This is a genomic window from Bacillus kexueae (assembly GCF_022809095.1).
In the GTDB taxonomy this organism is placed as follows: domain Bacteria; phylum Bacillota; class Bacilli; order Bacillales; family Aeribacillaceae; genus Bacillus_BZ; species Bacillus_BZ kexueae.
Map to the genome: position 1 here is coordinate 104,976 of NZ_JALAZE010000010.1, position 12,030 is coordinate 117,005.

A 12,030-nucleotide genomic window follows, 5' to 3' on the forward strand; every position below is an offset into this window, starting at 1 on the left:
CAATTCACCTTCTTACTTTTTATAGTAATTTATCGTTCTTTTTACAGCTTGAATAACATCATAAACGTCTTCTTCACTCATCGCAGGGAATAAAGGTAATGTAATGATTTCTTCATATAACTTTTCGGCTATTGGACAAATTCCTTTTTTATAACCTAATTGTCTGTAATATGGTTGGAAATGAACAGGAATATAATGCACATTAACTCCTATATTTTGTTGTTGCAACGCTTCAAAAATTTCTTTTCGTGAACCTGTTAATTTATCTAAATTTAATCGAATAATGTATAAATGCCAACTTGATTCACCATCATGATGTTGGTGAGGTGTATTAATTTCATCCATTTCTTCAAATGCTCCATTATATATTTGAACATATTTACGACGAAGTTGAACAAATTTATCCAATTTCTTTAATTGACTTATTCCTAAAGCGGCTTGAATATCCGTCATGCGGTAATTGTATCCAAGAAATTGCATTTCATAATACCAAGGACCGTGGTATTCCATTAGCTGATCCTTTTCCCGTGTAATCCCATGAGAGCGAAATTGTAAAAGCTTTTCATAGAATTCTTTATTATTGGTTGTAATTATTCCACCCTCACCTGAAGTAATATGTTTTACTGGATGAAAGCTAAACATTGTCATATCACTAATGGAGCCAATTTTTCTCCCTTTATAGCTAGCTGCTAATGCATGTGCCGCATCTTCAATCACAACTAAATTATGTTTTTGGGCAATTTCCATAATACGTTCTAAATGAACAGGTTGACCAGTAAAATCGACTGGAATAATGGCCTTCGTTTTATTGGTTATCTTTCGTTCAATTTCATTAGGATCAATATTGTAGGTTTTTTCATTAATATCGGCAAAAACGGGTACTCCACCTTGATAAAGAACACAATTGGCACTAGCTGCAAAGGTCATTGGAGTTGTGATAACCTCATCACCTTCTTCAATACCAGCTGCATAACAAGCTCCATGTAGTGCTGCAGTACCATTCGAAAAGGCAACGGCATATTTAGCACCTACATACTGAGCGATTTCTTGTTCAAATTTAGATATATATGGACCAGTTGTTAAATAATCACCTTTTAAAACTTCAACCACAGCATTAATATCTTCATCATCAATCCACTGTCTTCCATAAGGTAAGTACGATTCTCTAATAGGTTTAAAGTTTATTTGTTTTTCCATTTTAATCAACTCCTAAGGGTGTAGAAGAAATGATTTACATTTCTTCTACTAATGCTCTTAACTCGTCAACTGTTAGCCAATCGGTATTCATATCACTGGTATATTTAAAACCATCTGGTAACGGCTTTCCTTCTTTCATATCCTCTTCAGCCCACCACGGGAATTCAGGCTGAATAATATAATACGTATCAAATTCCAATGTACGGCGAGCATCATCTTCTGTAATCATCGCTTCATGAAGTTTTTCTCCTGGACGAATTCCAACGATTTCAATTTCACATTCCGGAGCTATGGCTTCAGCTAAATCTACTACCCTCATGCTTGGAATTTTCGGAACAAAAATTTCCCCACCACGCATACGTTGCAAATTATCTAATACAAATTGAACACCTTGATCCAAGGTAATCCAAAAGCGAGTCATTCTTTCATCAGTAATAGGTAATTTTCCAGTATGACGAACTTTCTTAAAGAATGGAACGACACTTCCTCGGCTACCAACAACATTTCCATATCGAACTACTGAAAATCTAGTGTCTTTTTCACCTACATAGGAGTTTGCAGCTACAAAAATTTTGTCAGATGCAAGTTTAGTTGCACCATATAGGTTGATTGGGCTACAAGCTTTATCCGTACTTAAAGCAATAACCCTTTGTACCCCTCTATCAATTGCTGCCTCAATTATATTTTGAGCTCCATGAATATTTGTTTTTACTGCTTCGAAAGGATTATACTCACAAGCACCTACATGTTTTAATGCTGCAGCATGAACTACAATATCAACACCATCAAAAGCACGATATAGTCGATCTTTATCTCGAACATCCCCTAAAAAGAAACGAATACGAGGATCTTTATATTCTTGAGCCATTTCATATTGTTTTAATTCATCACGGCTAAAGATAATTACCTTTTTCACATCATATTCTAATACTTTATTAACAAATTTTTTTCCAAATGAACCTGTTCCACCTGTTACTAAAACTGTTTTCCCTTCTAAGTTAAACATATCCTATACCTTCCTTTATATTTTTTATATTTATATTACTATAATTAAATATAAATTTTTTCTTTTAATATGCTCCCCTTTTAAATAAAACCACTATAATTGTCTTTAATAGAATTTTTATATCTAACATAAAAGATTGATTATAAATATAATATAATTCGATATTAGTTCTTTCAGGATAACCAACACTACTTCTACCACTTACCTGCCAATAACCAGTTACTCCAGGTTTTACAGATAAAAATTCATTTACTTTATCCTTATATTCTTTTAGTTCTTCTTTAACAACTGGTCTAGGTCCTACTAAACTCATTTCACCTTTAAGGACATTTATTAGTTGAGGAATTTCATCGATACTCGTTGCTCTAATAAACCGACCAAATCTTGTAATTCTTGGGTCTTCATGAGGTTCTAATTTATAACTATTTTCGATATATTTTTTATACAACTCATTATCTTGTTTTAGTTTTTCTTCAGCATTAACTACCATCGATCTAAATTTATAAATATAAAACTCTTTGCCACCCTTCCCAATACGTATCTGTTTAAAGAAAACAGGCCCTTTATTTTCTCCAAACATATAAAAAATAGATATAAATAAAAACAGAGGGCTAAGTGATATTAGCCCAAAGATTGCTCCTAAAATATCTATTATTCTTTTTGAAATATGAAAGGCAGCTTTATTTTGGGAGGCACTCTTTATATTTACATCTTGTGCTCCCATTTTATATTTTACCTCTTCCACGTAGTACACCTCCTATACTTCAATCTTATTTTTTAATAAATCTTCCATAAACTTCATAACATCTTCTTTTAAATCCTCATGATTCAACGCAAACTCCACCGTCGTTTTAATAAACCCTAACTTCTCCCCAACGTCATAACGCTTCCCTTCAAAATCGTAGGCAAATACACGTTGAATTTCGTTCAGACGTTGAATTGCATCCGTCAATTGAATTTCCCCACCAGCACCAATTTGCTGCTCTTCTAAAAACATGAAGATTTCTGGATTTAATACGTAACGGCCCATGATTGCTAAGTTCGAAGGGGCTGTTCCTTGCTTTGGTTTTTCGACAAACTGACGCACTTGATAACGACGACCGTTCTGTCCAATCGGATCAATAATACCGTAACGATGTGTTTCACTTTCCGGTACTGTTTGGACCCCAATCACAGAGGCTTGTGTTTGTTCATACTCTTCGATTAATTGACGTAAGCACGGCTTCTCTGCTTGAACAATATCATCCCCTAACAGAACCGCAAATGGCTCGTCTCCGATAAACTTACGCGCACACCATACCGCATGCCCTAATCCTTTCGGCTCTTTCTGGCGAATATAATGAATATTCGCTAAATCAGAAGCATGTTTTACTTTTTCAAGGAGCTCAAACTTTTGTTTTTCCATTAAGTTTTGCTCGAGTTCAAACGCATGATCGAAATGATCCTCAATCGCGCGCTTTCCTTTTCCTGTGACGATAATAATGTCTTCAATTCCAGATTCGATCGCTTCTTCTACTATGTATTGAATCGTCGGTTTATCAACAATCGGTAACATTTCCTTCGGCATTGCTTTTGTCGCTGGTAAAAAGCGCGTACCAAGCCCCGCGGCAGGAATAATCGCTTTCTTGACTGTTTTCACTTTCATTTCCCCCTTATTTCATATAAAACATGAAGTACACCTTGTAGAGTATGAATTGTAAAAAAATCTAGATATAAAGACTACAAGGAATCACCATATCTAGATCTTCTTATTAGTAAAATAGGGCATCTAACCCTACCTCACACCGCACCATTGACGACACGCGTCTAAGGTATTAAGACTGAATACCCACAGCGCAGCCGAGTGCCCCCATTGATAAAGGTTAGGAGACATCACCTGAACAGAAGTGGACCGAAACTCATACGTTTCGGTCGCAAAAAAACCACAACAATCTTGTAGAAGATTATATCTTCTATTAAGGTTTGACTTACCTATTAAAAAATTCCCAAAAACTTCTTCTTACGAACGCGTAAAGGTTCGTCCCGATAAATAGATTGAGAATTTAAGATATACTCAGCATTCTCTTGTAAATAATAAACAGCATCCATCCCAAACTTTTGTTGTAAAGTATGATAGGCGTCTCTTATATGAAAGCCTCTCGTCTTTATGTTATGTGCATCGGATGCGATAACGTGTGCTAACCTCGCTTCGATTAAGTCGAACGAAAATTTCTGAATTTTTTTTCCGAATTTTCCGACTAAGCTTCCTGCAGTAATTTGCGCTAACGCCCCGCGCTTGACTAACTTGTATAGTAAATCACTGTTTTGCATAATCTCACTGTTGCGCTCTGGGTGAGCAATAATAGGCGTAATCCCTTTTAATTGCAAATCATAAATGAGTTGCTCAGCAAAACGCGGAACATGATTAGACGGGAACTCAATTAGAACGTATTTCCCCTCATTCAATCCAATTAATCGGTTATTCTCTAAATCTTCTAAAAGTTCGCCGTAAAGGCGGATTTCTTGTCCTGAAACGACTTTAAGGGGAATACCCTCTCGATCAAGTGCCGCTTGAAGTTTACGAACCCCTTCAATGACAATATCAGCTTCATTGTCATATTTCTCGTGTTTATGATGAGGCGTAGCCACAATCGTTGCAATTCCTTCTTCTACCGCTTTCCGCGCCATTTCTATGCTCTCTGTCATGTGCTTCGCCCCGTCATCCACCTCAGGTAAAATGTGACAATGTAAATCGATCATAAAACTCCCCCTTCCACCAAAATAGGTCCAATAGCACATTTTTCTGTAAGACAATTACATATTGTAACAAATATTGAATAAAGTGAGAAGAGGGAAGTTTGTCGAATTATATCTTATTTCCCACCATAATAATAGTAATATTGACTGTCTTTCTTCTTCTTCCCGTTTAAGACAACCCCAAGAAGCTTCCCTTTTCCTACAGAAAGTGCTTCTTTTGCTTTCTGAGCTAGCTCCAATTCCGTTTTTCCGCTCCAAACTACTAAAATCGACCCATCCACATGGTTGGAGAGAATTTGAGCATCTGCTACCGCTAAAACAGGCGGGGTATCAAAGATAATCATGTCGTAAATCCCTTTAACCTCATTGATGAATTCCTTCATATGCTGTGAAGACAATAACTCCGCTGGGTTTGGTGGAATCGGACCACTCGTTAAAATATCTAAATTCTCAACCTCACACGGTTGAATAGCTTCTTGTAACGTTACTTGTCTTGTCAATACGCGCGTCAACCCGTAAATATTTTCGACACGGAACGTATAATGTGCTGTTGGCTTTCGTAAATCAGCATCAATTAATAATACCCTCTTCCCTTGCTGGGCAAACACAACAGCTAAATTCGCCGCTGTCGTCGACTTTCCTTCCCCAGGACTTCCTGATGTCACTAAAATCGTTTTCACTTCTTCATCTACAGCCGAAAACTGAATATTAGTTCGAATTGTTCGATATTGCTCAGAAACAGGGGATTTCGGCATTTTGGCTGTAATTAATGATCGTTCGTTTCGCTTGAAAGTGGTACGATTTCCTTTTCCTCTATTACGCGCCATATGACTCCCCCCTTACACGCTGCTTCGTCGCTGTTACTTGTGTACTTTTTGATGCGTCATCATCCATTTCAGAAATCGCTCCAAGGACTGGTAGCTGCAATACTCTCTCAATATCTTGCTCCGTCTTAATCGTGTTATCTAAATACTCTAGTAAAAACGCAAGACCAACACCAGTCATTAACCCAACGACAAACGCAATGGCCATATTCAGGACAGGCTGTGGCTTGACTGGTGACGGATTTTCTTTTACTTCCGCAGTCGATAAAATGTTCACATTATCGACATTCATAATTTGTTTAATTTCACTTTGGAAAACCGTTGCGATTGTGTTCGCAATTTGTGCAGCGCGTTCTGGATCTTCATCCTGCACCGAAATATTCACAACTTGCGAATCCTTCTCACTATTTACCGTAATCTTCTCATTTAATGACTCGACAGATTCATCAATATTCATTCGATCAATGACTTTGTCCAAAATCGCAGGGCTTTTAATAATGACGTTATACGTATTAATTAACTGTAAGTTCGTTTGGATTTCGTTATATTGGAATGTTGCTTGATCCCCTTTAGCTTGGTTCACTAATATTTGAGTTGAAGATTGATAGATTGGGGTAATAAAAAAGTAACTAATAATTCCACTTGTCATTGTTGCGAGTGCTGTAATCATGACAATGAGCGCTAAGCGCTTTCGCAATGTCGCAAATAGTTCTTTAAGGCTAATTGTCTCTTCCATGCTGACCTCCAGTTTTTCAAATTTTTGCATGTTTTCTATTATAAAAGTTTTACTGCTTGTATTCTACTGTTTTCAACATTTTTTTCATTACCTGCTTTTCATTATACTTAAACTTAGCAGATTTTCCATAATATTTACAATTCTTTTACAAACGAAATGGGTGGATATTTATACCACCCATTTCGTTAAAATCTCTCGATTCTGGTTGTTCATTCATTCGTTGCGTCGAGGGATTCTTTAATTTAATATAACTGGAATAACGCCACCAAGGACGATTGCTGCAACAGGGAGTGCGATATACATGAGTAGCTTCTTCCGCTGTTTTTTCGCCTCAATCTCTTCTGGAGTTAACCATTTATGTTCCACCATTCTTTCCTCCCTCGGGGTCATACTGTTTAGAAAATAGAGAAGTCCATTCTTTTTATCGTCCCTTCACGGAGCACCTTTTATGAACACGACAAAAATGAGAAATTGAACCTAAAGACACACAGGTCGGAGGTCACATTTCCTTTTACTTTCTAGCTCAAACTCAATAAAAAAAGTGCCGAAAGTCTATTTTCATAAACTATCGGCACTTTTCGATTATGCGATGACATTTTTAAGATCCGTTTCAATCAATCTCAACAACTCTTCTGTTGTCACATTTTTCGAATTCTCGCCCTTTTGGTAGGCGTTCAAGAGCACTTTTAAGAACTCCTCTTGCATAGGCAATTTATCTTCCATTCTTCAAAGCGTCCTTCCATTTACATTTTTAGTCAATTAATCTATGAAGATTATACTAGATGTCGGACAACCATGACAATCTTTTTTTACAATCTTCGAACTTCTTCTGTCTTTTTTGTCGGCTTTTCGTAAATTTTTATCCTTCCTTAATCCGTACCCGCTTTTCGGTTATAATGAAACGTAAAGATTTTATTTAGGAGCGGACGTTATGTTAGCGCGAGAGATTAAAAAAGAGCAAGTGTTGTCGTGCGGTGAGAGTGTGCTGAAATATCTTTCACCGACGAATGAAGAGCATCAACAGCTAGTGAAAAAAGGCTTATTGCTGTATCGGCAAGGCCTTGTCTTTAATGTGAAGGTTTCAAATGCCGTTGTAAGGGCCAGCGTGCAAGATGTGACACCGGTGAAGGTTTCCCTCGATTTAGACTACGCACCGATGAGTTCGTGCAGTTGTCCGAAGGCGTATCCGTGCCGTCACTTGCTCGCGGTACTCTTTTATGTATATGCAACGTCAGGTCTACTTGGTTCCTTTTTGGAAGAGTGGAAACGTGGAGAAGAGCGCGGAAAATTAGCGAAGTTAACGGAAGCCGGCTTGATTAAAAAAGGAAGCGACTTAAAGCTTGAATCAGTGGAGAGCTGGTATCGGTTGTTCCATCAAGAATGGAATCAGCTTAGCCATCGCCTCCTGTCACCCAATCAACTCATCCAGTCGGTTTATCGCCAATTGTATCCGAAATTAAAGCGATCGGCCCCGTGGAAACAAGAGTTAAAACCACTTTATTTCATTCATGTCGGGCTGTTCACCTTAGACCGAATGCTTACGTGTCTGAAGGAACAGCACGTTTCCGAAGATTATCAAAATCAAGTGATGTTTTCTTATGTCAATGCGCTACAAGAAGAAGTGACTAGTGGAGCGAACCAGCTTCGGGTTAATCGTCAATCGTTTTCGCTCGAATCTAACTTACACGATTCGGTTCCGTACGTGCGTGAGTTATTAACGAATCATTCTCCCTTTTTATTCGAGCGGTTCTCCATTTACCGTACGATTTGGCTAAAAGTGCTCGTTGACTTATTGGAAGAAGAGAAAACATGGGTAGAAGAATCAGTGAAAGAACATCCACACTCACTCGAATTAACTCTCGCGTCTTTAAACATTGCCTTTATGGAAGGGCGAGATAAGGATGTCATTGATCGCTTAGCGGATTTTGATGCGATGATGGTGCCGTATTCGCTTGACTGGTTCGGCGATATTGTCGAGCAAAAGGCGTGGGAGCGATTTTCCCCTTGGAAAGACTATTATATACAGTTTATCGGCCAGTTTTTACACGACGATCTACCATCTTACATGAAGCGACAAGTCGTGGACTTTTTAATCCAGCAGTTTGAGGAGTATGCGGATGAGACTGGGGATATGGAGGTACTGATTGAAGCGTGTCATCACATGCTGCCCTACAGCTTCGGGACGTACAATGCGTTATTACTCGAGAGGGAGAGCTATACGGACTGGCTAGATTTACAAGACGTCACAGGCTTAGTAATCGAAGATTTCGAGACGTCGTTTATTAAAAGAATGGAGAAAGAGGCGCCGCACGCGCTCATCCCGTTACTACATCGTGCGGTTCAACAGCGTCTTCTGGAGAAAAATCGCGCAAGCTACAAACAAGCGGTGAGGCATTTAAAACGACTGAAGCGCATGTATAAAAAAGACAAGAAAATCGACGTATGGGAAAGCTATTTTCAAAAAATAGTCGAGCAACATAAACGACTCCGCGCTTTCCAAGAAGAGTTGAAGAAAGGGAAGTTGTTGGATGATGAATAAAGAGACCTTTTACATCTTAGGCGAACGGCTAGAAGACGGAAACTACGTCCTCGTTTGTGTCGATGAAGAAAGCCGCATTCTTCGGACTGATTTTTGGGCACCGAAGCTGTTTTTACATCATGCTTCCTCGTTTTACGGCACGATGTTTGTCGAGGCATTCGGTGACAAAATCGTTGTGTCGCCGTTTATGGCGCTTGAGTTGTTTGCTGGCGGGACGCATAACCAGTTTTTCCACTTTTCGTTTGATGAGGTGTTTCATCGGGAGCTTGAAATGGCTCGAGCAATGTATGAAGCGATTCAAGCAGGGCAATTTATGCCGGACTTTGAAGCGTTCCAAAAGGGCGAGCTTCGTTTCCGTCCGATTGAAGACGACATCGAGGATGTGGACTGGTTTTCGGAATGTGTCATGGATGTCATGGCCCAAAATCCGGTCATTCAAGAGGCATGGAATACTATAGTAGAAAAGTACCCAGTGCTAAAAACGATGGATGGTCAGTTTATCGATGAAGAAGACTTTTTGGAGCGAATCGGCTGGAAAATGAATGATTTACCGTTTACGATTGGCCTCCGCTTAAATGAACCAGAGTGGGACGGCGATGATTGGAAAATCGAGCTCTTTTTACGAAATCGGAAGTCCGGTGACGTTCGCTTTTTTACTGGGGAAAAGAGCCTTCCAGCGAGATGGAAGCCACATTTTTCAACGATTGAGCGCGAGCAAGAACGGTTTCAAAAGATTGTGCCATGGCTATCGATCGAAAGTGGTACCGCCCTTTTATCAGAAGACGAAGCGTGGCGCTTTTTAACGGAAGCGAGCGAAACGTTTGTTCATATGGGCATTGAGATTTTACTTCCGTCGTGGTGGGACGTCGTGCGCGAGGCGAAAATGATGATTAAAGCGAAGATGCCGTCTATAACAAGAGGCCCGTCGTTCGTCGGGCTAAACAGCTTAGTCGACTTCGACTGGCGCTTTGCGACAAACGGTGTCGAAATGACAGAAGAAGAGTTTTTAAAGCTTGTGGACGGCAACCGCCGCCTCGTCCATTACAAAGGACAGTGGATTAAACTCGACCCTGCGTTTATTGCCCAAGTCAAAAAAGTGTTAGAGCGAGCCGAGACAGAAGGCTTGCACGTTCAAGACATCTTGCAGCAAGAATTTCTCGCCTCAGACGATCGACACGAAGGAGAAGATGACCTGCGTGCGTTTGCGAACATTCAAATTGAATTGAACGCTCAAATGAAAAAGCTGCTCAAACAAATGAATAACGTTGAGGAAATTCCAGTCGTAGACGTACCGAAAAGCTTACATGGGGAACTAAGGCCGTATCAGCACCAAGGGGTCAACTGGCTCCTCTTTTTACGTCAGTTCGGCTTCGGCGCTTGTTTAGCCGACGATATGGGCCTTGGGAAAACGGTGCAAATGATCACGTACTTTTTGTCGGTGAAGGAACGTGAAGGCATGCAAACACCGGCTTTGATCATTGCCCCAACCTCCGTTCTCGGCAACTGGCAAAAGGAATTGGAAAAGTTCGCACCAAGCTTAAACGTGAAGCTTCATTACGGCCCTAATCGTCAAAAAGGCGATGCATTTGAGCCATTTTTAGAAGGAGCGGACGTCATCATTACGTCTTACGGACTGAGCCATGCCGATTTTGATGAACTTTCAAGCGTTACATGGAACACGATTTGCCTAGACGAGGCGCAAAATATTAAAAATGCCCATACGAAGCAGTCGCGCGCCATTCGGAAATTAAAAGGGTTACACCATATCGCCCTAACCGGTACACCGATGGAAAATCGCTTAAGTGAACTGTGGTCCATTTTTGATTTTATTAATAAAGGGTATTTAGGAACACTCCACCGCTTCCAGCAAACGTTCGTCGCCCCGATCGAAAAAGACCGAAGCGAAGAAAAAATTGAGGACTTACGCCGCCTCATTAAACCGTTTTTACTTCGCCGAACGAAGCGCGATGAACAAGTCCAACTCAATTTACCGGATAAACAAGAGCAAAAAGAATACATCGCCCTAACCGTCGAGCAAGCTTCCCTATACGAACAGCTCGTCAAAGATACGTTTGATTCCGTGTTAACCATGAAAGGATTTGAGCGAAAAGCGCTCATTTTACAAATGCTCGGCAAGCTCAAACAGCTCTGTAATCACCCTTCGCTTTACTTAAAAGAAGACGCGCCGACAAAGATGATCGAGCGGTCACATAAATTAGAGAAGCTCATTGATCTAATTGGATCGATTCAGGAACAAGGCGAAAGCTGTCTCATTTTCACCCAATACATCAAAATGGGCGAAATGATGAAAGAGCTCCTGCAAAAAGAGTTCAATACGAAGGTTCTCTTCTTAAACGGAAGCTTATCGAAAACCGAGCGAGACAAGATGGTCGAATCGTTCCAAAACAGAGAAGCAACCATTCTCATTCTGTCGCTAAAAGCCGGCGGTACGGGACTGAATTTAACAGCGGCAAACCACGTCATTCATTTTGACCGTTGGTGGAATCCAGCGGTTGAAAACCAAGCAACGGACCGTGCATACCGAATCGGCCAAAAACGATTTGTTCACGTGCACAAATTCATTACGACCGGAACGATTGAAGAAAAAATCGACCAAATGATTGAGAAAAAACAATCGTTAAACGACGAAATCATTCAAAGTGACAACTGGATTACCGAGCTTTCATCCGATGAATTGAAGGAATTGTTCACACTAACCGGCGTGTAACAGGCGGTAGGAGGTATGTAAATGGCGAACGAAAAGAAAGAAGAGAAAAAATCCCCGGAGTGGGAGAAACTGTACGAATTGATTATGAAAACAGTAGGAAAATCATCCTCTAAATAGAAAACAAGCGAATGTCGATATGAAGTGACCCCTGTCAAGTAGACAGGAATAAAAAAGCACATTTAAGCAACCTGAGTCCTATATTCATAAGGACTCAGGTTGTTTAATTTTTTTTGAAACCGTTGGTGGTTATAAAAACGGATATAT

Annotated in this window: 12 protein-coding genes; 2 read left to right on the forward strand and 10 right to left on the reverse strand. The window is 39.9% G+C overall.

Features of this window, described 5'->3' with window-relative positions; translation table 11 throughout:
* Nucleotides 1–12: 12 nt before the first annotated feature.
* The 9 genes from pseC to ML543_RS14800 all read right to left on the reverse strand — a co-directional run bounded on the left by pseC (nt 13) and on the right by ML543_RS14800 (nt 7,222).
* On the reverse strand, nt 13–1,197 hold the full coding sequence (gene pseC / locus ML543_RS14765) for a UDP-4-amino-4,6-dideoxy-N-acetyl-beta-L-altrosamine transaminase (RefSeq protein ID WP_243388201.1): 1,185 nt from the start codon (nt 1,195–1,197) through the stop codon (nt 13–15).
* A 34-nt stretch (nt 1,198–1,231) separates the two neighbouring features.
* Nucleotides 1,232–2,203, reverse strand: coding sequence for a UDP-N-acetylglucosamine 4,6-dehydratase (inverting) (gene pseB / locus ML543_RS14770; RefSeq protein ID WP_243388202.1), 972 nt, complete (start codon nt 2,201–2,203; stop codon nt 1,232–1,234).
* Between the two features lie 64 nt (nt 2,204–2,267).
* Nucleotides 2,268–2,927, reverse strand: a complete 660-nt coding sequence (locus ML543_RS14775; protein ID WP_243388211.1) for a sugar transferase — start codon at nt 2,925–2,927, stop codon at nt 2,268–2,270.
* 33 nt (nt 2,928–2,960) lie between these two features.
* Nucleotides 2,961–3,842 carry a UTP--glucose-1-phosphate uridylyltransferase GalU gene (gene galU, locus ML543_RS14780; protein WP_243388203.1) on the reverse strand — a complete coding sequence of 294 codons (882 nt, stop codon included), beginning with the start codon at nt 3,840–3,842 and terminating at the stop codon, nt 2,961–2,963.
* 335 nt (nt 3,843–4,177) lie between these two features.
* Nucleotides 4,178–4,942, reverse strand: coding sequence for a tyrosine-protein phosphatase (locus ML543_RS14785; protein ID WP_243388204.1), 765 nt, complete (start codon nt 4,940–4,942; stop codon nt 4,178–4,180).
* A gap of 113 nt (nt 4,943–5,055) precedes the next feature.
* Nucleotides 5,056–5,766, reverse strand: coding sequence for a CpsD/CapB family tyrosine-protein kinase (locus ML543_RS14790; protein ID WP_243388205.1), 711 nt, complete (start codon nt 5,764–5,766; stop codon nt 5,056–5,058).
* Nucleotides 5,756–6,499, reverse strand: coding sequence for a YveK family protein (locus tag ML543_RS14795; protein ID WP_243388206.1), 744 nt, complete (start codon nt 6,497–6,499; stop codon nt 5,756–5,758). The genes ML543_RS14790 and ML543_RS14795 overlap by 11 nt, the downstream gene beginning before the upstream one ends.
* Before the next feature lie 237 nt (nt 6,500–6,736).
* On the reverse strand, nt 6,737–6,868 hold the full coding sequence (locus ML543_RS16975) for a hypothetical protein (protein WP_279326695.1): 132 nt from the start codon (nt 6,866–6,868) through the stop codon (nt 6,737–6,739).
* Between the two features lie 213 nt (nt 6,869–7,081).
* Nucleotides 7,082–7,222, reverse strand: a complete 141-nt coding sequence (locus tag ML543_RS14800) for a YwzD family small protein (RefSeq protein WP_243388207.1) — start codon at nt 7,220–7,222, stop codon at nt 7,082–7,084.
* 208 nt (nt 7,223–7,430) lie between these two features.
* On the opposite strand from ML543_RS14800, the gene ML543_RS14805 reads away from it, so the two are divergent.
* Nucleotides 7,431–9,038, forward strand: coding sequence for an SWIM zinc finger family protein (locus ML543_RS14805; protein ID WP_243388208.1), 1,608 nt, complete (start codon nt 7,431–7,433; stop codon nt 9,036–9,038).
* Nucleotides 9,028–11,766 carry a DEAD/DEAH box helicase gene (locus tag ML543_RS14810; RefSeq protein WP_243388209.1) on the forward strand — a complete coding sequence of 913 codons (2,739 nt, stop codon included), beginning with the start codon at nt 9,028–9,030 and terminating at the stop codon, nt 11,764–11,766. Before ML543_RS14805 ends, ML543_RS14810 begins: the two co-directional genes overlap by 11 nt.
* A 179-nt stretch (nt 11,767–11,945) precedes the next feature.
* On the opposite strand, the gene ML543_RS17210 is transcribed toward ML543_RS14810, so the two are convergent.
* Entirely contained in the window at nt 11,946–12,026 is an 81-nt protein-coding gene (locus tag ML543_RS17210; protein ID WP_419095365.1) for an IS3 family transposase, read from the reverse strand.
* Nucleotides 12,027–12,030: the final 4 nt, after the last annotated feature.